16 protein-coding genes are annotated in these 22,200 nt (G+C 40.8%); 11 read left to right on the top strand and 5 right to left on the bottom strand.

Annotation, left to right across the window (positions count from 1 at the left end; translation table 11 throughout):
* Nucleotides 1-29 precede the first annotated feature (29 nt).
* Together F580_RS0104260 and cutA are read right to left on the bottom strand one after the other, a co-directional pair.
* Nucleotides 30-1,895: a protein-disulfide reductase DsbD gene (locus F580_RS0104260; protein ID WP_026301241.1), complete on the bottom strand. Its 1,866-nt coding sequence runs from the start codon at nt 1,893-1,895 to the stop codon at nt 30-32.
* Between the two features lie 5 nt (nt 1,896-1,900).
* On the bottom strand, nt 1,901-2,212 hold the full coding sequence (gene cutA / locus F580_RS0104255) for a divalent-cation tolerance protein CutA (RefSeq protein WP_019026450.1): 312 nt from the start codon (nt 2,210-2,212) through the stop codon (nt 1,901-1,903).
* 156 nt (nt 2,213-2,368) lie between these two features.
* Here cutA and F580_RS0104250 point away from each other — a divergent pair, with 156 nt between their 5' ends.
* From F580_RS0104250 to groL, 3 genes are all read left to right on the top strand, one after another.
* Complete coding sequence (locus F580_RS0104250; protein WP_019026449.1) at nt 2,369-2,887, top strand: FxsA family protein; 519 nt, start codon at nt 2,369-2,371, stop codon at nt 2,885-2,887.
* A gap of 156 nt (nt 2,888-3,043) precedes the next feature.
* The gene (locus F580_RS0104245; RefSeq protein ID WP_019026448.1) at nt 3,044-3,334 is read left to right on the top strand and encodes a co-chaperone GroES; all 291 of its coding nucleotides are present in this window, start codon (nt 3,044-3,046) and stop codon (nt 3,332-3,334) included.
* A 249-nt stretch (nt 3,335-3,583) separates the two neighbouring features.
* Entirely contained in the window at nt 3,584-5,230 is a 1,647-nt protein-coding gene (groL, locus tag F580_RS0104240; protein ID WP_019026447.1) for a chaperonin GroEL, read from the top strand.
* 817 nt (nt 5,231-6,047) lie between these two features.
* Here the strand turns inward: groL and F580_RS27090 are convergent.
* The 3 genes from F580_RS27090 to F580_RS27085 form a co-directional block, all read right to left on the bottom strand.
* Nucleotides 6,048-6,173, bottom strand: coding sequence for a hypothetical protein (locus F580_RS27090; protein WP_019026446.1), 126 nt, complete (start codon nt 6,171-6,173; stop codon nt 6,048-6,050).
* A gap of 230 nt (nt 6,174-6,403) precedes the next feature.
* On the bottom strand, nt 6,404-6,694 hold the full coding sequence (locus tag F580_RS26685) for a response regulator transcription factor (RefSeq protein WP_281167206.1): 291 nt from the start codon (nt 6,692-6,694) through the stop codon (nt 6,404-6,406).
* Between the two features lie 12 nt (nt 6,695-6,706).
* The gene (locus F580_RS27085; RefSeq protein WP_281167205.1) at nt 6,707-6,841 is read right to left on the bottom strand and encodes a hypothetical protein; all 135 of its coding nucleotides are present in this window, start codon (nt 6,839-6,841) and stop codon (nt 6,707-6,709) included.
* Between the two features lie 281 nt (nt 6,842-7,122).
* On the opposite strand from F580_RS27085, the gene F580_RS0104220 reads away from it, so the two are divergent.
* The 8 genes from F580_RS0104220 to F580_RS0104185 all read left to right on the top strand — a co-directional run bounded on the left by F580_RS0104220 (nt 7,123) and on the right by F580_RS0104185 (nt 22,099).
* The gene (locus tag F580_RS0104220; protein WP_019026443.1) at nt 7,123-8,688 is read left to right on the top strand and encodes a sulfatase family protein; all 1,566 of its coding nucleotides are present in this window, start codon (nt 7,123-7,125) and stop codon (nt 8,686-8,688) included.
* Nucleotides 8,685-11,225 (top strand): glycoside hydrolase family 2 TIM barrel-domain containing protein, encoded by a 2,541-nt coding sequence (locus F580_RS0104215; protein ID WP_019026442.1) that lies wholly within the window; start codon nt 8,685-8,687, stop codon nt 11,223-11,225. The genes F580_RS0104220 and F580_RS0104215 overlap by 4 nt, the downstream gene beginning before the upstream one ends.
* Before the next feature lie 41 nt (nt 11,226-11,266).
* Nucleotides 11,267-12,772, top strand: coding sequence for a sulfatase family protein (locus tag F580_RS23945; protein WP_211215607.1), 1,506 nt, complete (start codon nt 11,267-11,269; stop codon nt 12,770-12,772).
* Between the two features lie 85 nt (nt 12,773-12,857).
* Entirely contained in the window at nt 12,858-14,345 is a 1,488-nt protein-coding gene (locus F580_RS0104205; RefSeq protein ID WP_157442995.1) for an arylsulfatase, read from the top strand.
* Nucleotides 14,346-14,415: 70 nt separating this feature from the next.
* Nucleotides 14,416-16,833: a glycoside hydrolase family 2 TIM barrel-domain containing protein gene (locus tag F580_RS0104200; RefSeq protein ID WP_019026439.1), complete on the top strand. Its 2,418-nt coding sequence runs from the start codon at nt 14,416-14,418 to the stop codon at nt 16,831-16,833.
* Nucleotides 16,834-17,338: 505 nt separating this feature from the next.
* Nucleotides 17,339-20,005, top strand: a complete 2,667-nt coding sequence (locus F580_RS0104195; RefSeq protein WP_019026438.1) for a TonB-dependent receptor — start codon at nt 17,339-17,341, stop codon at nt 20,003-20,005.
* An 81-nt stretch (nt 20,006-20,086) separates the two neighbouring features.
* Nucleotides 20,087-20,221, top strand: coding sequence for a LacI family DNA-binding transcriptional regulator (locus tag F580_RS26800; protein WP_019026437.1), 135 nt, complete (start codon nt 20,087-20,089; stop codon nt 20,219-20,221).
* Between the two features lie 264 nt (nt 20,222-20,485).
* Nucleotides 20,486-22,099, top strand: coding sequence for an alpha-L-fucosidase (locus F580_RS0104185; RefSeq protein ID WP_019026436.1), 1,614 nt, complete (start codon nt 20,486-20,488; stop codon nt 22,097-22,099).
* The last annotated feature ends 101 nt before the right edge of the window (nt 22,100-22,200 follow it).

The raw sequence follows: 22,200 nt of genomic DNA, 5'->3' as shown, positions 1-22,200 counted from the left end.
TGATTGCGCTAAATCTAATAGTTGAGGGGCTATTTAAATATTGCTTGAACATGAGCGCTAAACTCATTAGCGCCCACAAAACCAGTGATACGTTGCTTGGTCAATTCATTACCTTGTAAATCAAAAAACAAAATTGAGGGTAAGCCTAAAATAGTATAATGCTGTACAAGCTCGGCATTGTCGGGTGAATCAAAGTCCGTCATATCGATTTGTAACCAGACACTATTACTCAATGCTTGCTGTACTTGAGCATCGACAAAAGTGTATTTCTCAAATTCCTTACACGCAATGCACCAATCAGCATATAAATCTACCATCACTGTTTTGCCCTGAATATTGGCATTGCTAACTTCATTTTCTAATTGCGCTAAAGACGTTACTTGTTTAAAACTAGCATGTTGCTCGCTAGAGATAATAGTATTACTGTTTGGGAATACTAATTGGTAGGCCATATTTGCACCAAAAAATAACATCAAGAAAATAACCAAAGAGCGCAAGCCGAACCAAAAGCCTTTTTCTTGTTGACTCTTTTGTATTGCTGCATGGTTTTGGTTGGCGACATAGAAATAACTAGCACTGGCTAATATCAATAATGCCCATAGTGCTTGGCTAGCAACTTCAGGGATAAAACGCTCGAGTAAAAATATAGGTACGGCTAACAATAGTAAGCCAAAGATATTCTTAATTATATTCATCCAAGCACCCGCTTTCGGTAATAGTTTACCGCCCGAACTACCCAGTACTAACAAGGGTAAACCCATGCCTAAACTTAACGCATATAAAGCCGAGGCGCCCAAAACAACATCGCCAGTTTGTGATATATACAACAATGCCCCTGTTAATGGTGCTGTAGTACAAGGTGAGGCGACTAACCCTGAGATAACACCCATCATTAATACACCTGCATATGAACCACCTTTTTGCTGGTTGCTCATAGCATTGAGCTTATTTTGCCAGCTAGCAGGCAAGGCTAAATTAAACAGTCCAAACATAGATAGGGCTAAGAAAATAAATAAAACACTTAAACTGATCAGTACGATAGGGTGTTGAAATACCGCTTGAAACTTGGCTCCTGCTAACGCAACGACAATACCAAGCAATGTATAAGTAACCGCCATGCCTTGTACGTAAACAAAAGACAAGGTAAAGGCTTTCTTCGTCGTTAAGGGCTCGCCGTTCTTACTTTGGCCAACAATAATGCCTGTTAAAATGGGGTACATAGGGAAAACACAGGGCGTGAATGACAACAATAAGCCACCGACAAAAAAAGCAATCAGTGTTAATAACAAACTCTCTTGCTTAAGCATATCGGCAAGTTGATGTTGTTCACTTTTTTGCATTATTCCTTGTTGTAACAGGTTATTATCATTTTCACTGGCGCTAAATAAGGGTGACTTAACTGAGGTGTTAGCTGAGGAAACTTGAACTACAGTGATGTTACTTAGTTCGACTACCTTACTGGTAGGCGGATAACATAGGCCTTTTTCAGCACATCCTTGGTAGGTGATTTTGATACTGCCATCATTTGAGACCTGTTCTAGATTTATGATGAAGCTTAAGTGCTCAGTAAATACTTTCTGAATACCAAAAAATTCATCTTCATGGTCTATGCCTACAGGTAGTTCAACCGGGGTAAAGTTGATGTTTTTACCTTTAAACTTAAATTGATGACGGTAAAGGTAATAGCCAGGAGCAATATCAAAGCTAATTTCTAACTGATTATTTTGCTGATAAAAGTTAAAACTGAATGCTTGCTCAACTTTTAGAAATTCATCATCATTACTAAATAAGCTGGTGTTAGATATATCAAAAATCGATTGCTTCTCTTGTGCCGAAGCAGGAAAAAAAGTAAAGAGTGTTAACATTATTAAGCATAGGGAAAGTAAATTTTTCATTAAGCCTACTTCAAAGAATTGGTGATCCAGTTTAAATAATGCTTATCGCCTTGCTGGATATTCAAAGCAATAACTTCCACCACGTCATAGGGGTGTAATTGGTTAATTCGTTCATTTAAGGCAGCGAATTTATTTTCATCAGTTTTAATCAATAATTGCACTTCATTGTCGCAGTGTAATTCGCCCTGCCAACTATATATTGAGGTTATATTAGGTACAATGTTTACACAGGCAGCTAATTTTTCGATAACTAACTGCTTGGCAATATTTTGTGCCACCATTTCATCTGGGCAGGTTGTTAACACTAATTGATACATTTTTGTTACCTATCACTAGTAATCTTGTTGATAGTATACCCTGAGTATTAAGTAAAATTTAGGCTTTATATGGGCTCCTTTATGGCTACCTATCACCAGTCATTGAAAAAGACCTGATTGGCCCAATATAAGTTTCATAGAAAATAAGGAATCATTATGTTTCAACTATTATTTGTACTTTTTATCATCATTCCTATCATCGAAATTACGGTGATTATGCAAGTAGGCGCACTACTTGGAATTTGGCCAACAGTGGCTATCGTTATTTTGAGCGCATGGCTCGGGGCTAAATATGTCCGTCAACAAGGCTTAGCTACGTTGCAGTCAGTGCAAACTAAAATGGCTCAAGGTGAAATGCCCTCTGGTGAAATAGTCACCGGTTTAATGATACTTGTCGCGGGTGTATTGTTAGTTACGCCAGGTTTTGTTACCGATATTTTCGGTTTGTTGCTATTGGTACCTAATGTACGTACAGCGATAGCCAATAAAGTACAAAAGCATATTAAGGTTAATCAGTTTGGCGCAGGGGCTTCGTTTCAACAGGGTGCTTCCGGCAATGTATATCAACATGAAAATACCACTGAGCCCTTCACGTCGTCAAAATTTTCATCTCATGAATCACTGTCACATCATCAAGGTGAAACTTTAGAAGGTGAGTTCAAGCGTAAAGACTAAAGATAAAGTAAGGGGAAAAGTATAAAAAATATTTAAAGCTGACCTTGTGTCGGCTTTTTTTATCCCCATTTCTATTAGCAACAAAGATTGGTGATAAATGCTTATTACTTATTTAATCACTACCTCATACAAACAGAATCATTTTTGGAGAAAAAAATGGCTATTCGCCCACTACACGATCGCGTTATCGTAAAACGTAAAGATGCAGAAACAAAATCAGCTGGCGGTATTGTATTAACAGGCAGCGCTGCAGAAAAATCTACTCGCGGTGAAGTTATTGCTGTAGGTAATGGTCGTATTTTAGAAAACGGCGAAGTGCGTGCTTTAGACGTTAAAGTTGGCGACCAAGTGATCTTCTCTGAAGGTTACGGCGTTAAAACAGAAAAAATTGATGGTGAAGAAGTTTTAATCCTTTCTGAATCAGACATTTTAGCAATCGTAGAATAGTCACCGAAATTTTATGTCGCTACTTCATCTTATCTAAAGGAAAGCAGCGGCATCAAAAGTGCTCACTTACTAGCGTAAGCTCCGCGCTTTTTGACGTATAGGACATACTAATGTCGCAATTACATGGATGTAAAAGAGCGACCTTTGCTTTTAAGCTGCCTAGCTTAAAGTAAAGCCTTAATGAATAAATAGACTTAGCATTGTTTTTAAAAACAGTGTCAATAAACAAAAATTATAGGAATAAATAACATGGCTTCAAAAGACGTTTTATTTGGTAATGATGCACGTGCAAAAATGCTACGTGGTGTAAATATATTGGCAGACGCGGTAAAAGTAACCCTTGGTCCTAAAGGCCGTAATGTTGTACTTGATAAATCTTTTGGTGGTCCAACAATCACTAAAGATGGTGTTACCGTTGCAAAAGAAATTGAATTAGAAGATAAATTCGAAAACATGGGCGCGCAAATGCTTAAAGAAGTTGCTTCTAAAGCTAATGACGAAGCGGGTGACGGTACAACTACTGCAACTGTTTTAGCACAAGCCATTGTTAGCGAAGGTTTAAAATCTATTGCTGCCGGTATGAATCCAATGGATCTTAAACGTGGTATCGACAAAGCCGTTATCGCTGCTGTTGCCGCATTGCAAGAAATCTCTACGCCAGTAACTGACAACAAAGCGATTGAGCAAGTAGGTACTATTTCTGCTAACTCAGATGAAACTGTTGGTAAAATCATTGCTACCGCAATGGATAAAGTTGGCACTGAAGGTGTTATTACGGTTGAAGAAGGTCAAGCCTTAACTGACGAATTAGACGTTGTTGAAGGTATGCAATTCGACCGTGGTTACTTATCTCCTTATTTTATTAACAACCAAGAAAATGGCAGTGTTGAATTAGAAAACCCTTTCATTCTTTTAGTTGATAAGAAAATATCTAACATTCGTGAATTATTAACGACGCTTGAAGGCGTTGCTAAATCAGGCAAACCATTATTAATTATTGCTGAAGATGTTGAAGGCGAAGCCTTAGCTACTTTAGTAGTGAACAACATGCGCGGTATTGTTAAAGTTGCTGCGGTTAAAGCACCAGGTTTTGGCGACCGTCGTAAATCTATGTTGCAAGATGTTGCCACCTTAACGGGCGGTACGGTAATTTCTGAAGAAATAGGTATGGAGCTTGAGAAAACAACGTTAGAAGATTTAGGTCAAGCCAAACGTATCGTTATCTCTAAAGATACCACCATCATTATTGATGGTATTGGTGAAGAAGCCGATATTAAAGCACGTGTTAGCCAAATTCGTGGTCAAATTGAAGATTCATCTTCAGATTATGATAAAGAAAAATTACAAGAGCGTTTAGCTAAATTAGCTGGTGGTGTTGCGGTAATTAAAATCGGCGCGGCTACTGAAATGGAAATGAAAGAGAAGAAGTTCCGTGTTGAAGATGCATTGCATGCAACGCGTGCTGCAGTAGAAGAAGGTGTTGTTGCCGGTGGTGGTGTTGCCTTAGTTCGTGCAGCGATAGCGATTAAAGATTTAGAAGGTGCTAACGAAGACCAAACTCACGGCATTAACGTTGCTATCCGCGCTATGGAAGCGCCACTTCGTCAAATCGTTGCTAACTGTGGTGATGAGCCATCAGTAGTACTTAACGAAGTACGTAATGGTACAGGTAACTTCGGTTACAATGCTGGTAACAGCACTTACGGTGATATGATCGAGATGGGTATTTTAGACCCAACTAAAGTAACACGTAATGCCTTACAGTTTGCTGCATCAATTGCTGGCTTGATGTTAACTACTGAAGCTATGATCACTGATGCTCCTCAAGAGTCATCTTCTGCTATGCCTGATATGGGCGGCATGGGTGGTATGGGCGGCATGGGCGGTATGATGTAAAAAATAGAATTTAAACTCTATTTTTACACAGCTCTAATCATTTAAAATAAAGCCTGAATAGTAATATTCGGGCTTTATGTTTGCCATTGCGAAACTCTGAAATAATGGAGTAAAGAGCTTATCGGTTTGAAGTGCTGTCATGAGGAAGCGAACATTACTGATTTAATCATACATGTTTAGTTTTCTAAGGCGCAATGGGGCGAAAGCGAGTTAGAGTTTTACTTCTAAATTTATATAGCCTTAGATGGTTCAATGTCCGCTTTTGATGCTTGGTACTTAATTCCATTCAAAAAATAACACCTGCAATGTGAAGAAATTAACGTTCACCAAGAGTTAATTGTTCGAATTTTTATCTTTTAAACTATAGGCTTGTTAAGCCAAAAGCTGATTTTTTCATGCTATGTTTGATAAAATAAAGCCAGTTATAACTATTGAAACTTTAAAAATTATATTAAATTTGTTGGAAACAATCCAGTTATTATATAACGTTAGTATCTCAAGGGTACAATGCAGGGTACTTTAATTTAACGTTAGTTATTTTCCTTTGAATTAGTGTGTTACAGATTTGTGGCAGCACGTTAGTGTCCCTTTTTAATACCTAAAGTTAGTACATTTTAGGCATAAAAAAAACCAGCTATTAAACTGGGCTTGATAACATGATCATTATTATTAATGTGGTGTGTCAGCTACTCCTAAATCATCCAACAAACCATACTCATTTTCTAAGCCTGCTTGAGCTTCTGTCACTTCTACGAATAATAAACTCGCAGTTTGCCTTGCATACTCATAGCTTTCAAGATTACCTTTAGAAGGTTGTTTAACGTAAAACTAGATAACTAGCTTCTGCAATATCTGACTGTGTAAGGTATGACTGGTAAACGGTATCATATCTATTACGTGCTGCTTGCCAGCTATCAAAGGCAGCGCTGACTGAATAAATCATTTTTTACCTTTAACTTTCAAAAAGTTACGTAGTTTTACTGTTAATGCTTAAGGCTTTATCAAATTCAGTGGGGATTAATCCTAGAATACAAATAATATTGATAGCCTTATCCCATAATTAGGTGTTTTTACTATATTTAATACAACTTACATACAGCGCATATTGGTAAAGGTCTGTATCGATTTAGAGTGAGTTTTAAGCTCCAGAATATAATTCGGTCAGTATAGGGGTTACGCACTCGCTATTTTACCGCCATAATTATTAATATTTTGTTGCACGATAGATAGGCCTAAGCCAATGCCGCCAGTGTCACGACTTCGTGACGATTCAATGCGAGCCAATAATACCCGGGGAATAAAAGGCTTAGTAACATAATCATCGGCGCCCATCTCTAGGCCAACAACACAGTCGGTAGAGTGGTCCATTGCCGTTAACATAATCACCTCAGGACCTTGAATATCTTGCAAATACTTGCATAGAGTCAAACCATCTTTATCAGGCATCATCACATCTAGTAGCACTAAGTCTATTTGCTAGGCGACTAAAACTGAGCGCATTTTCTCACCACCATCGGCTTGGTTAATTTTGAAGGCATGTTGCTTCAAATAGCTTTCTAAGCAATCACGAATTTCTGGATGATCGTCCACAATAAGAATATGTTTCGTCATGTTCAACTTATATTTTCTTGAAACTGCTAAATAACATAACAAGTTGTTATCGCCAAAATATTTCATAAAATATCTCATATTGCATCACACTCGTTACATCTTGCGACAATTTGCGTTGCTTTCGATATCTTTCTACGACCTTCTTAGGTCAAACTAACTCGCATAACTCAATCTGTGGAAGAAATTTCACGGTGTTAACCCTAATTTTACATCAGGTATTGCAGCTCTAGTGCGTTGAACTTAGCTATTTGATGTCAGTATTTAAAAAGTAGGAAAAGTTTATGTTGGTAAAAAAACAGTTAATAGGTTGCTTGTCCATTTTAGTACTTTGGGGTCAGGTATCTTTTGTTAATGCTAAAGAGCAGCCCAATATTTTATTGATCGTAGGTGACGATCATGGTTATGCCGATATGGGGGTTACAGGGTATGCCAATGATGTTAAAACGCCAAATCTTGATGCCTTGGCAAGTAGCGGTTTACGTTTTACCCAGGCATACGCTACTTCTCCTATCTGTAATACCTCTAGGGCAGGTTTGATCACCGGCTCCTATACCCAACGATTTGGTGGATATTGGTATGGGGGAGACGGCCTTAAAAATGCAGCGTTTGTAACCCTACCTGAACAGTTGAAAAATAATGGTTATAACACGGGTTATATCGGTAAGTGGCATTATGGTTCGGATCTCTCAGCCAGCCACCGTAATTTTCCGCTGCGCCACGGATTTGATAGCCTATATGGTTTCTCCGGTGGTCGTAAACATTATTTAATTCATAATGCCGACGCAGAAGCTAAATACAAAGAGCGGGTGAAAAAAGTCGCTAAGAAAAATCAGAAAGCTGTAAAAGGATTTGGTCAAGGGTTGGCAAATGGTCCGGTATGGATAAATGAGGAGCTTGTTGACCAAGAGGGATTTTCTACTGAGCTTATCGGTGAACAGGCAACAAATTTTCTGCAGGATCATCAAAAGCAGTCCACTGACCAGCCGTTTTTCTTACAGGTATCATTTAATGCCATTCATAACTTCACCCATCAGTTACCGCAAAAGTATTTAGATGATATGGGGCTTAAGGGTATTCATGACTGGCGACCAGAAGTAGAAAGTTACGCGGATTGGTACAGAAATGGACGTTATCCCAATAACCCAGAGGGGCGAGCCTACTACTTAGGACAACTATCTTATCTTGATAAAGAAATTGGTCGTATTATGGCGACTCTGAAAGAGCAGGGACTGGCAGAAAATACTCTCGTTATCTATATCGGTGATAATGGTGGATCTACGCCAATTTATGCGAATAACGGTCCACTACGAGGCAGTAAGTATACCTTATATGAAGGTGGAATTCGGGTACCTATGATCGTCAATTGGCCTGATAAATATCCAGAGGCTAAGGTGCTAGAAAATGTTGTCAGTGCCATGGATTTGTACCCTACTATTTTACAAGCTGCGGGTATTAAGGCGCCGTCAACTATTGATGGTCTTGACTTAAGCCCCTTGTTAAACGGTCAGGCGCCGCAACTTTCCCATGAACTGTTATTTTGGGATACCGGCCATGAAGTCGCTGTTAGGGAAGGGAAGTGGAAATATCACTGGGCCAAAGATGATATCTATGCGGTCAAGCAGCATGTCGAATTGGACCTTGGTGAATTTTTATATGATTTAGATAAAGACCCGGGCGAGAGCATTAATTTGGCATCAAAGCACCCTGAAATAGTTAACCGACTCAAGGCCAAGTATCAGCAATGGTCTAAAAACAATACAGCTCCCAGCAGTTTTAATAGCAAAAAGGTGAAAAATAAAACCAAGATGGACAAAGCAGCCAAGAAAAATAGGAAGACAAAATCATGAAACCTTCACTGAGTAAAAGACTAAGTAGAATGCTGAGTAAAATATTTGATCAGCACCAGCGAATCAAGGCGGCTTTGGCGACTTTATTATTAATTGTTCTCTGTGCCTGTAGCATGGCAGATGTCGACAAAAGTATCACTGACCGAGCACGCGAGCGAGTCAGTATCGATTTTGACTGGTTGTTTTATCTGGGTGATGAGAGCTTGGCTAAAAACACCGACTTTGATGATCGCCACTGGCGCAAACTAGATTTACCCCACGACTGGAGCATAGAGGGTGAATATGATGAAAATAATCCCGCCGGCATTATGGGGGGCTATCTACCTACAGGCATTGGTTGGTACCGAAAACACCTAACATGGAACGAGGACTGGGCCGGAAAACAGGTACGGATTGAATTTGATGGCGTCTATATGAACAGTGAAGTCTGGGTTAATGGCCAGTTCCTGGGTAAACGTCCCTATGGTTATATTGGTTTTGCTTACGATCTCACTGACTTTCTTAAAGCTGGGGATAATGTGATATCTGTGCGCGTTGATCACAGCAAAGCCCCCAGTGGTCGTTGGTATACTGGCTCAGGCATATACCGTCACGTATGGTTAACCACTACCTCCCCCGTCTTTATTGCCAAAGACGGCACCTGGATACGTAGTGAGAATGTCAGCACTAAACATGCCGATTTAAAAGTCGATACACAAGTGAGCAATGCCACAGAGACAGATCAGAAAGTTGAGCTAATCACAGAAGTTATAGATGCATTAGGGAAGGTGGTTGCCACAGATACCGCGGCGCTAATATTGCCAGCAGGAAAAACTATCAGTGCGCAGCAAGCATTAGAGATTAGCAATCCAAAACTTTGGTCAACCCATGACACGAACCTTTATACCGTGCGTAGTAAAATCAGTCAAAATGAGGTTTTGCTCGATAGTTTAGATAGCCGGACAGGTATTCGCAGCATAGAATTTACCGTCGATCGTGGCTTTTTACTCAATGGAGAAACCTTAATATTACAAGGTGCTAGTATGCATCACGATGCTGGGCCAGTAGGCGCCGCCGTGCCAGATGATATTTTACGTAGTCGTTTAACCATGCTTAAAGCCATGGGGGTAAATGCACTTAGAAACACCCATAATCCTTTTGCACCTGAATTTTATGATATGGCCGATGAAATGGGCTTTGTCATTATGAATGAAGCATTTGATGGCTGGTGGACACCAAAAGCTGAATTTGACTATGGTTTATATTTTGAACAGTGGTGGCAGCGTGATCTTTCGGACTTTATTCGTCGCGATCGCAACCACCCTAGTGTAATAATGTGGAGTATTGGTAATGAAGTGCGGGGCTATACCCCTGATCAGCAAAAGCTTATTAAAGACTTTGTTGAACAACTCGACAATACCCGCCCGGTTACTCAAGGTCGCGGTTATGCCGGTGGTCATCTTGATATTGCTGGTTTTAACGGTCATGGCGAATACCAAAACGCGATAGAGAAATTTCACAAAGCAAACCCGAATGTACCAACGATTGGCACAGAAATAACCCACACCATGCATACCCGTGGTGTTTATCGCTCTAAAACACGCTATCGTACTCGTGATAACCCTGCCCCCTGGGAAACAATACGCGATGCAAAAAAAATATGGCAGAAGATAAAGGACAAAGTTTATCCGGTCGCTGATTTAACTGAAACTGAGGTATTTCCTGAGCATAATATTAAATATGGCTCTTCTTTTGATAACTCTTTGGTGCGTATGTCGATCAGAGATGAGATCAAAAAAGCACGTGATCTTCCTTATCTGTTAGGTACCTTCCGTTGGACTGCCTATGACTATCTGGGAGAGTCTTTCGGTTGGCCTGCACGTACCGCCAACTTTGGTGTACTCGATTTAGCTGGCTTCCCTAAGGGGGTTTATTATCTGTATCAAAGTCAGTGGTCTAGTGAGCCTATGGTTCGGTTAGAGCCTCATTGGACCCACCCAGGCAAAGAGGGCGTTGTACTACCGATAGTGGTGTATACCAACCAAGCCTCGGTTGAACTGTTTTTAGATGGACAGTCTCTGGGTGAAAAGCAAATGACAGACGATATGCAATTGGTCTGGCTAGTGCCTTACCAGCCTGGCGTGTTAAAAGCCGTTGCTAAGGATGCAACCGGTAAGGTTATCACCGAGCATACAGTGCGTAGCGCAGGAAAAGCAGCGAGTGTTTCCATTTTGGCTGATAAAACAGTCATCAATGCCAACCGACGTGATGTTGTTCAGCTGGAAATAGATATTGTCGATGCCAAAGGTAATTTTGTGCCATATGCCGATAACCAGTTAACGTTTGAACTTGTCGGACCGGCCCGCCTCATCGGTGTTGAAAATGGCGATATTCTCGACTTGGATCCCCACAAGGTGCCAACACGTAAAGCCTTTATGGGTAAAGTGTTAGTTTTACTACAAGCGACAGATCAAGCTGGGGATATCGTCTTCACTGTCCGTGGTGAAGGCTTGCAAGCGCAAGAAATAACAATAAAAGCAATGAAGCATAAGCAATAAGCAAACAAGCTTAACTGGAGTATGAAATGTTAGAACGGTTAATGAAGAGTCCAAGGAACCAAACTGTCAATTATCTATTGATACTATTGATGTTACTGGTATTTATTGCATTATCAGTGCAGGTGAAAGCGCAAGAGAAAATAACAGCGCAGCCAAATATTGTTTTATTGATGGCAGAAGATATTGGCATTGATCTACCCAGCTATGGCACCAAAGGTTTACAGACCCCTAATCTGGACAAGCTCGCGAAAAACGGTATTCAATTTAATCGTTTCTATACTAACTCACCGATTTGCTCTACCAGTCGTACCTCACTGATGACGGGCATGTATCAAACTAGTATGGGCGGACATCACCACAGGGATAAGGAAAATGTTTTACCAGAGCATGTAAAGCCGATGACACATTACCTTCGTCAGGCCGGTTATTCGGTGCTGCTGGGCAACGAGTTAGTGTATACGGCAGGCAGGAAGCTTGACCTTAATTTCAAAACCGACAAAAAAAATCCAGTTTTCGATCGAAAAAAGAAAATTGAAGCCGGTAAACCATTTTTTATGCAAATTCAGCTCAAAATGACTCACCGAGCGATGGACGATACTTGGCAGCAAGTACGTAAAGCCTCTAAACATCCGGTAGCTTTGAGTGACGTTGAGGTACCGCCGTATTTACCGGACCACCCTGAAGTTAGACTTGATATTGCCACCTATTACGACACGCTTGAATATATTGATCATGAGATTGGTTTAGTGCAGCAGCAGTTGAAAGAAAAAGGCGTATTGGATAATACCATTATCATTTTTATGGGTGATAACGGTCGCTGTCAGGTACGAGGCAAGAGTTATTTGTTTGAAGATGGTATTCATGTGCCACTGATTGTCGCTGGGCCTGGTATAGCTGCTAATCAGATAAATAATGATATGACTGATGGCATCGACTTGACCGCAAGTATTTTACATCTGGCCGGCATTCAAGTGCCTGACCATATGCAGGGACAGCCACTATTAAATAATTCCAACTACCAAGCAAAAGAGGAAATTTTTGCTGCCCGTGATCGACATGACGAAATCGTTGATAACAGCCGTACAGTGGTTGAAAAACGTTATAAATATATCGCTAACTTTATGCCGCAAGTACCTTGGGATGCACGTATGGCTTATTACGATATACCAACAGTTCGGCCGATTTTACCTTTATTAAGAGAGTTACACGCTGCGGGTAAGTTAAATGCAGATCAGGCTACCTTTTTCGCAAAAACTAAACCACGTGAACAGCTTTACGATTTAGAAAATGATCCTTGGGAGCTTAATAACTTAGCAGATTCAGCGGCTCATCAAAAAATCAAAGCGCGTTTAGTGAAAAAATTAGACCAATGGATTGAAAATTCAAATGATCATGGCTTAAGTAAAGATGCCAATGGTGACTGGCAACCGGTGTTAAAAGCGTTTGATATTTGTAGTATTAGATCTGCGGCAGAAAGGAATAAAAAATTATGCGCAGGTAAGACAGCTAAAAAAAATAAAAAGAAGAAAAAAACTGACAAAATATAACTAATTTGAATCAGCCCTGATGACTAGCCACACGCTTGGTCATCAGGGAGCAAGATTAAATTTTAAGGTATTAAGGTATTAACAAATGAAAAGATTTAAAAAGGTGACAGGATGTTTGTCCCTGTTACTCATGGCCAGCAGTTATGCGCAGGCATCAGCTGATTTAGCACCAGCGGATAACTCCAATGCTAACACTAGGCCTAACATTATTTACATTTTGGCCGATGATTTGGGTTATGGCGATATCGGCGCGTACGGTCAGCAAAAAATAAAAACACCTTACTTAGACCAAATGGCTAAGCAAGGTATGCTTTTTACTCAGCATTATGCAGCGGCGCCCGTGTGTGGTCCATCAAGAGCAAGCTTAATGACAGGTTTACATTCAGGACACAGTCCTATTCGTGGTAACCCTAAATGGACAAGAACCGGTGAGCCAGTTGATCTCAAAGCTGAAGATGTCACGGTTGCCGAAGTTTTACAGCAAGCCGGTTATCGCACTGCGGCTATTGGTAAATGGGGTTTAGCCGAAGCAGAAGACCCTTCAAATGCGGCGATGCCATTACAGCAAGGTTTTGACTATTTCTATGGTTTTAAAAAACATGTAGAAGCGCACCATTATTACTGGGACAAGATGTATCGGAATAATGATATTTCAATTATCAAAGGTAATGATTATCTTAATAATAAAGGTACTTACACCCATGATATTTTAACGCAAGAAGCGCTGTCATTTATTAAAGACAATGATAATACACAGCCATTTTTTCTTTATTTAGCCTATACCATTCCTCATTTGGCGGTTACCGTGCCTGATGACTCTAAAGAGGCGTATAAAAACCTCGGCTGGCCTAAGCGTAAACTCAATACCGAGGGACATTACCGTAACGATAGTGAAGGAAATGTTGCTTATGCCGGTATGGTGTCTCGTATGGACAGAGATATAGGTAGCCTATTAAATACTTTAAAAGAGCAGGGACTCAGTGAAAATACCTTAGTAGTATTTACCAGTGATCATGGCCATGAATTCGATAGAGATTTTTTCAACAGTAATGGACCTTTTAGGGGCCGTAAAAGAGATCTATATGAAGGGGGAATCAGAGCGCCATTTATTGCCTGGTGGCCTGAAACCATCCGAGCGGGAACAACCTCAGATCACGTGTTCGCCTCTTGGGATCTGATGGCTACCAGCTGTGCTATAGCGCAGATTAAAAACTGCCAAAAAAGTGATGGTCTTTCATACCTTCCCACACTGCTAGGTAATACCGAAAAACAGCAGCAACATGATTATCTCTACTGGGAATTTAACGAAAAGCAAGGCCCTATTCAAGCGGTTAGGGAAGGCGATTGGAAATTGGTGAAATTTCAGGGTAAAGCCCCTGAACTCTATAACCTGAAAGCTGATATCGGTGAGGAAAATAATGTCGCTGATCAACATCCAGATCAAGTTAGCCGGATGACTGGCCTGATGTCAAAAGCACATGTTGATCACCCTGAGTTTCCAATGACCCCAGTAACCAGAATGTTGGATATGTTAAAGAGTAAGGCTAAAAGTAAAAAAAAGAAGAATAAATAACAAAACAACACAGGCTTGATAACTTGTCGGCCTGTGCACTTTCAACTTTCTGATAGCAGGGTTTAAAACGATGATAAAAACGCTAGTTATATGGGCGTTACTCTGCCTTACTGTTTCGTTTGCTGTTTGCTCCAATCAGCAATTAGGGGAGAGCTACTCTCCCACTACATTAAATTTCAACAAGCAATGGCAGTTCTATCGAGTTGACTCTGTAGCTGACAAAGGTGCAGAGAATTTTGACATTTCGTCAATTGAGGGAGCCGCATGGGAGCAGGTTGAACTGCCTCATACAACCCGAATTGAACCTAAAGTTACTCACGATCAGTGGCAAGGTTTTGCCTGGTACCGAAAGTCTTTTACTGCTGAGCCCCAGTGGCGTGGAAAAAAAGCCTTTTTACGTTTTGAAGGGGCAATGAATAAGGCAGAGGTCTGGGTAAATAATAAAAAAATGATAACGCACCATGGGGGTTATTTGCCCTTCGTTATCGACCTTTCCAGCGTTTTAAGCTTTGATCAGCCGAATGAAATTGTGGTTAAGTTAGACAACCGAGATAGTCTGGTTACGGGTCCTAAACCGCTAACTAGGCTTGATTTCAATATGTATGGTGGTTTGTACCGCAATGTTTTCTTGTTGATAAAAAATCAACTGCATATTAGTGATGAAATGTTTGCTGACAAGGTCGCCAGCGGTGGCGTTTATGCTTCCTTTCCAAGGGTAAGCAGTAAAGAAGCTGAAATTGCCATTAAAACTCACATTAAAAATGACAGTAAAGAAAACCAGCAATTTAAACTAAGGCAAACACTATACTTCAAAGAAACTAAAGTATTAGAGCAAACATCCAAGGCGCTTAGCTTAGCAGCAGGGCATGACATTGAAGTACAACAATCTATGCTAGTTGCGACACCTAAACTTTGGTCAACAAACGAGCCTAACCTGTATCAACTAGTCACTGAAGTGGTTAGCGAAGCGAAAGTGGTTGATAAAAAGCAGACGCGTCTTGGTATTCGACGCTTTGAAATAGCTAAAGATGGCTTCAAACTTAACGGTAAAGAGATGTTTTTGCGTGGCGTCAACCGTCATCAGGAATATCCATATATAGGTTACGCGCTTTCCGACAACGCTCAGTATCGCGATGCCGTTAAAATTAAAGCCGCTGGCTTTGATTTCGTCCGCTTGTCACATTACCCACAGTCCCCGGCTTTTATGGACGCAGCCGACGAACTTGGTCTACTGGTGCTCAATGATATTCTCGGCTGGCAATATTATAGCGACAGCCAAGCTTTTCGCCAGCATGTCATAAAAACCTGCCGGGATATGATACGTCGCGATCGTAATCACCCTTCTGTATTGGCTTGGGAGTGTTCCCTCAATGAGTCTCGCATGACCGAAAAATTTATCGATAAGTTGAATGCGGCTGTGCATGAAGAGTGTCCAAGTGATCAGTGTTTCTCCGCAGGGTGGAAGGAGTATGGTTATGATATTTATGTACAAGCACGTCAGCACAGACTAAAACACGCTAAGCATAAAAAGGGTAAGAAGAAAAATAAGAAAACCAAGCAGCAAAGCAATAAACCTTATATTGTCTCTGAGTATGGTGATTGGGAATATCATGCGATGAATGCCGGCCTCAATCAGGATAACTGGGCAGGGCTAATGGCGGCTGATCGTTCTAGTCGTCAACTGTTGAGTGATGGTGAAAAACGTTTGTTGCAACAGGCTACTAATATTCAAGAGTCTCATAATGATAATTTCAATACCCGAGCCTTTGCCGATGGTTATTGGGTAATGTTTGACTATAATCGTGGCTTTTCAGCAGATCTTGAGTCTTCTGGCATCATGAGCATAGATAGACTGCCTAAATATGGCTACTATTTTTTCCAGTCACAGCGTGATGCTAGCGAAGTCTCGGAAAAATATGATAGCGGACCGATGATTTTTATCGCCAGTGAATGGCAGCAAGGATCTGACTTAAATGTACGTATTTTCAGTAACTGCGAACAGGTGGAGTTGTTTTTAAATGGTAAAAGTTTAGGTATTCAAAAACCCGATAAAAACGCCAATAGCAACAATTTGGCGCACCCACCTTTTACTTTCAATCTGGATAAATTTGAGCAGGGTGAACTTAAGGCGTTAGGTTATATTGACGGTAAAGTAACAGCGCACCATCATATAGCTACACCCCAAGCCCCCTTTAAAATTGAACTGGAAATTGATGAAAGTGGTAAACAAATACAAGCGGGTGTGAATGATACCGTCTTTGTTTATGCAAAAATTGTCGATCAAAAAGGTAATGTCATTCCTCTCTCGGGTGAGGAAATCAGTTTTACTGTTGAGGGCGATATCAGTGTCGTTAATAGCAATAGCGTTAAAACCGAAGCAGGTATTGCAAGTGTGCTCATCAGGGTGGGGGACTCGCTTACGGGCGCGGTAATTAAGGCGCAGAGTCAAATGTTGTCACAGCAAAGTATTAAAATAAGCTCAAATTGAGGATATATACTCGTGATACTTCAAGATGTTCCTTTCAGTGGGAGTTTAAAACACTTTAGGCAAGGCATTGGTTGCAGAGAATGGTTATTCCCTTCTCAAAATAAATAACGCGGCATAAAGTGTTTTAAAACCCACCCATAGGGAGCTACAGAGCAATCCCACTTTGTTGTTGCATCATTTCGTAAGGGAATGCCATGACTTCATTGATGCGCCTAAAAGTGAAATCTCTCTGTAGCTCTGAAAGTACATTTTGAAGTGACACGAGTATAAATAGTTTGATTTTTGATTTGTATCAAGATGTATCCGTGTGTAACCCAATTGAGGAAAAATAGTATTGTTCGGGCATATCTTTGACACATTCATTTGTTTTACTAGTGATAGTCAGATTCTGATCCAGATGCAGTATAAGGAAAAATAATAGTCTGCAAGACCTTGATATGCCAACACGCGTATGTGGTCATTTTGATATTACTGAGTTAACTTCAATCTTATTAGGGGAAGTACAATGAATAAAAATAAAAATAAAATAAAGCAGCATCGATTTTTAAAAACAACACTGGCAATTTGTATTTCTGCCGCACTAATTCCAGCTCAAGCCGCGCAGACAGAGCAAGAGACAAAGCAAGAAACAAATGCAACAAAACAAGAAACCAAACTAATTGAAGTGATTGAGGTTACAGGTATACGTAACGCGCTTACCTCGGCAATGACTGAAAAACGTCACGCTTCACAGGTACTAGATTCCATCGCTGCAACAGATATCGGCGAGTTTAGCGATGCTAATATAGCCGAAGCTTTACAGCGGGTGCCAGGTATACAAATCGGCAGTAGTGACAGTGGCGAAGGTGACTCGGTAGCCCTTAGAGGGTTAAGAGAAACCTTGTCTTTAGTGAATGGCCGAACGGTGTTTACCGGTGGTACACGAAATGTGAATTTTACCGATATACCCTCTGAAGCGATGAAAAGAGTCGATGTTACTAAGTCACCTGTGGCCAAACAGATTGAAGGTGGTATCAGTGGCAACATAAATATGCATCGCCTACGCTCTACCGATTTTAAAAAATTTAAAGCGGTGGTGACTGTTGGCGCAGAATATGCTGATTTGGCCGCAGATGCCGAGGGGGTAGATCCACTAAGCCCTAAATTTAGCCTAGTGCTTGGCAATAACTGGCAAACTGGCATGGGTGATATTGGTGCCTTGCTCGCGGTTAATTATCAAGAGCGTCAAGCAGCTTTTGAGCGTAGCAAAACCTTTCGCTGGAGAGATGAAGTTCCCGAAAAATTTAATCCCCCCGCTGGCGCTAAAATGTCATACGGTAACAATATCGTCTTTGGACAAGAAGAAACTAAGCGTACTAATGTTTTGTTAGGCTTTGATTGGGTGCCTAATAACGATCTCAGTTTTTTCCTAGATACCGGCTTTACCCAGTACGAAAGTGTTCAGCGTAGAGAGGCTCAGGTATTTTCTCACAAAATTAAAGATCTTACTGCTATTACCTTTGATGACTCAGGACATGTTGTCACAGCTCAGTTTAACAAAGCTACTTACAATGCGTTATCTCAGTACAACGTACGCGATACTGACAGTTATAATGTTGCCATTGGTGGTGATTATTCATTCGGTGATATGCAATTAAGTGCTGAGGTCAGTTATACCGACAGTGATAGTCATAAAGAAGAAGTCAATATGAAGCCGGAGGCCAAGTCTAAAAATAATGTTCTCAGCATGGATTATACCAATGCTCATCATAGATCCCCATCGGTAACTGTCTTTTCTGGTGGTGAACCATTAGATGTCAGTGATCCTGACAATTATAAACTTAAACAATATCGTGACAGATCACAAGATCTAACCGGCAGCGAAACGGCAGCACGTGTCGATTTTACCTATGACTTATATGATGGTGTTATCGAAAGTATTGACGTCGGCATTCGTATTACTTCACGTGAAGCAGTACGTGATTCTTTTGATCTAAAGGTAAATAACCTCGCTGATGACCTTAATGGTTTCGATGGGCTCTTTATCGCCGGCTCTGATGATTTTTATGCCAAAGAAGGTGGGGTCATTCGGCCACAGGGCATGGTTATCGCCGATAGTGAATTCTTGAGAAATAATAAAGAGGCGATTCTGGCAGCATACGGTATTGGGGATATTTACGATACCCCCCTTGAAAATGATACTTATGATTTTTCCGAAAAAACCTACGCCGCTTATGCTCAGCTAAATATGGTCTCTGAGTTGGCAGGTATTCCGGTCTCGGGTAATCTTGGTGTGCGACTAGTCAAAAGTGACATTTCTTCAACAGGAGCTATATTACAAGCAGACGGTGGCTACGAGCCACTGTCGGTTGATACGGATGAAAATCATATTCTGCCATCAATGAATGTTAAATTTGATTTAAGTGATGAATTAATTTTCCGCTTTGCCGCCTCTACAACGATGGGACGACCTAGTTTTATAGCCATGAGCCCGTCAACAACTAGCCTGAATTATGAGCAGTTTACCGGAAAAGCAGGCAACCCATACCTCAAAGCATATACCTCTGATAATGCCGATGTTACTTTGGAATGGTATTTTAATGATAACAGCTATGTATCGGGCTCGCTTTTTTACAAAAAAATTGATGGCTTTCTGCGAAAATCTACTTACGATCAGACCTATGATGGTATTGAGTTTGAAATAACCAGCCAAGTTAATGGTCAAAAGCGCGATTTAAAAGGACTTGAAGTTGCTTATCAACAATTTTTTGATTTTCTGCCCGGCTACTTACAACATCTAGGTGTTCAGGTGAATGGCACTTGGATTGACAGTGAAACACCTTCTGATATAGAGGGGCAAGAGGGGCGTAATTTGCCACTAGAGGGTTTGTCTGAGTTCAGCTACAACGTGGTCGGCATTTATGCTCAAGATGATTTTTCGGCAAGAGTTGCCTGGAACTGGCGTGATGACTATCATCAAGAGGTAAACAACGGTGATGCGATCTTCCGTGAAGCAAGTGGCAGCTTATCGGCGTCTGTTAATTACCGAGTAAGTAAAAACTTAAAAGTATCTATTAAAGGAAAAAATCTAACCCGCACTGAATTACATTCGTATTATGAAAACATGGAGCGACCAGAAAATTTTGGTTATAGCGACAGACGCGTTGAGCTAAGTGTCTCTTATAGACTTTAGCTTCATGGTGAGTAACCTGAAAGTCAGGTTACTCAAGCCCGTTGTTAAAAACTAGGTTCTTTGGGAGGCGTTATGAATGGAATGATGATTACAATTAAGGATGTTGCTCGTGTTGCCGGTGTTTCAACATCAACTGTCTCTCGCGTTGTTCGAAAACAAGGTAAGGTTGGCACGTACAGCCAGAGCACCGATCAGTTTAAAAAACAATCTGTTTAACTTTTAAACTATATGGCCCTCTCGGACATAAACCTTCTAGCATCGGCGTGGTTACTTTATCTAAATATTATAACCGACAGTTTGCGTTAAAATATCTCATCACCTTTAATACCTCTTGCGACAATTTACGACAACCTTTTGAATGTTTGAGGTATTTTCGACACTTTGTTGTGATGTAATTGTTATCAGTATTTATCAGCTTTTGAAGAAGGGGAAATATAGTGTTTCTTTTACTCATAAGCGAATGAGAAAGGCGTAGAAAATATGAAAAATAAAATGGTATCTGTTGTCATGTTGAGCCTGTTTTTAGGCTCGACTTTTGCGCAAGCTGAGACGTTTGAACCCACCAGGGAGAGCCTTTCAAACTATGAGGTACCGGAATGGTATGAAGATGCCAAAATTGGTTTTTTCTACCATTGGGGACCGCACTCAATAATGGGTGATCATTTTAACAAAGATGTTGCGGCTTTCTTTAAGCAAAGAGGAAAATATGAAGGGACCGCTATTAAAAACCCAGTTGGGCAGTGGGCAGCCCACATGTATCCTCGTTTTCCAAATAAACCGGATAACGAACAAGACGCGACTTATCTTATGCAAAAAAAATGGTATGGCGATCCTAAAGAATTTGGCTACAAAGATCTTATTCCGCTGATGAGCAGCGACGGCTTTGATCCTGAGGAAATGGTCCGCTTATTGGATGAGGCCGGCGTCAAATATATTGTGCCTATGGCCATCCACCATGACGGCTTTGCCATGTGGGACTCAAAATTAATCGATGAGTTTAATGCGGCTAAAATGGGACCGAAGATAGACACAACTAAACTTGTTATCGATGCAGCCAGAAAACGAGGGGTTAAGGTGGGTGTTTCTACCCACGTGGCTAGGCACTCTTGGTATTATAACAAGGTAGAAGGTTATGACAGCGCAGACCCGCGTTATGTTCAACTTTACGGTGAAGGCTTAGATAAATACGGTTTACCAAAACCTGAAGCCACTAAAAAATGGGAAGATACCCTTGCAGAATTGGTGGATACATTTCACCCTGACTATATTTTTGTTGATGGCGGAACAGCTGATATTTTTGATGCCACAGGCAGCTATGTCATCCAAGACGCTTTTCGCCGGATCGTGGCTAATTATTATAATAAATCTCAAGGATGGGGCGTTGAGCCAGTCATCACTTTCAAGCGCGAATCGCTTTACAAAGAAGAAGCTGTTCCAGATTATGAAGGAGGGTTTCTGGTAGGTACGGCCCCTTATAAATGGCAAACACACAGTAGCATCTCAGGATGGTTTTATCGGCCTGGTAGAGGGAATACGGCTTCTGAGAGGAATTTCAGAAAAATCATCGACACAGTTAGTAAAAACGGCAATATGATGCTTAATCTTGCAATAAAATCAGACGGCTCCATCCAGGAAAAAGAAGTTTTATTTTTAAAAGAGATGAAGCGTTGGATGGATGTCGTTGGCGAAGGGATCCATGCCAGCCGTCCCTGGTTGGTATACGGAGAGCTGGAGCCAGGTAAATCTATAGGTGAAGTGAAACCAACCTGGAAGGCACATGTTTATAATGACCCTGAGCGTATTCAAATGGGCCGCTTTAAACTTAACGATGGCGATATTCGTTTTACCCGCAGCAAGGATGGTCAGAATATCTACGCAACCCGTTTGGGCTGGCCGGAACAGCCTTTTACCATTACCAGTTTTTCAAAGAGCGCTGTAGGAAAAGATGTAAAAATTAAATCACTTTCATTACTTGGCAGTGATGCAGAAATAACATGGACACGCACGGCTGAAGGTATTGTGATCACCCCGCCAGCTGATGCCGTTTTTGACAATGATATGTGGCCTGTGACGTTTAAACTAATAAAAGGCTAAGGAAACTAGCCGAAGCACATTAACAATAGGCTGTGTAGTATATGCCTATTGTTTGTTAAGTTCCCAGCTGTCCTTTTTAGCAACTTTTTTAATCTATACAA

Source organism: Colwellia piezophila ATCC BAA-637 (assembly GCF_000378625.1).
In the GTDB taxonomy this organism is placed as follows: domain Bacteria; phylum Pseudomonadota; class Gammaproteobacteria; order Enterobacterales; family Alteromonadaceae; genus Colwellia; species Colwellia piezophila.
This window is presented reverse-complemented; position numbering and strand designations above follow the sequence as displayed.

Excerpts from the sequence above, each read along its gene's own strand:
- F580_RS26800 (WP_019026437.1), top strand. The coding sequence starts at position 20,087 with ATGATGATTACAATTAAGGATGTTGCTCGTGTTGCCGGTGTTTCAACA.
- F580_RS0104245 (WP_019026448.1), top strand. The coding sequence starts at position 3,044 with ATGGCTATTCGCCCACTACACGATCGCGTTATCGTAAAACGTAAAGAT.
- cutA (WP_019026450.1), bottom strand. The coding sequence starts at position 2,212 with ATGTATCAATTAGTGTTAACAACCTGCCCAGATGAAATGGTGGCACAA.
- F580_RS23945 (WP_211215607.1), top strand. The coding sequence starts at position 11,267 with ATGAAGAGTCCAAGGAACCAAACTGTCAATTATCTATTGATACTATTG.
- F580_RS27085 (WP_281167205.1), bottom strand. The coding sequence starts at position 6,841 with ATGACGAAACATATTCTTATTGTGGACGATCATCCAGAAATTCGTGAT.
- F580_RS27090 (WP_019026446.1), bottom strand. The coding sequence starts at position 6,173 with ATGATTTATTCAGTCAGCGCTGCCTTTGATAGCTGGCAAGCAGCACGT.
- F580_RS0104250 (WP_019026449.1), top strand. The coding sequence starts at position 2,369 with ATGTTTCAACTATTATTTGTACTTTTTATCATCATTCCTATCATCGAA.
- F580_RS0104220 (WP_019026443.1), top strand. The coding sequence starts at position 7,123 with ATGTTGGTAAAAAAACAGTTAATAGGTTGCTTGTCCATTTTAGTACTT.
- F580_RS0104195 (WP_019026438.1), top strand. The coding sequence starts at position 17,339 with ATGAATAAAAATAAAAATAAAATAAAGCAGCATCGATTTTTAAAAACA.
- F580_RS0104200 (WP_019026439.1), top strand. The coding sequence starts at position 14,416 with ATGATAAAAACGCTAGTTATATGGGCGTTACTCTGCCTTACTGTTTCG.
- F580_RS0104205 (WP_157442995.1), top strand. The coding sequence starts at position 12,858 with ATGAAAAGATTTAAAAAGGTGACAGGATGTTTGTCCCTGTTACTCATG.
- groL (WP_019026447.1), top strand. The coding sequence starts at position 3,584 with ATGGCTTCAAAAGACGTTTTATTTGGTAATGATGCACGTGCAAAAATG.
- F580_RS0104260 (WP_026301241.1), bottom strand. The coding sequence starts at position 1,895 with ATGAAAAATTTACTTTCCCTATGCTTAATAATGTTAACACTCTTTACT.
- F580_RS0104185 (WP_019026436.1), top strand. The coding sequence starts at position 20,486 with ATGAAAAATAAAATGGTATCTGTTGTCATGTTGAGCCTGTTTTTAGGC.
- F580_RS0104215 (WP_019026442.1), top strand. The coding sequence starts at position 8,685 with ATGAAACCTTCACTGAGTAAAAGACTAAGTAGAATGCTGAGTAAAATA.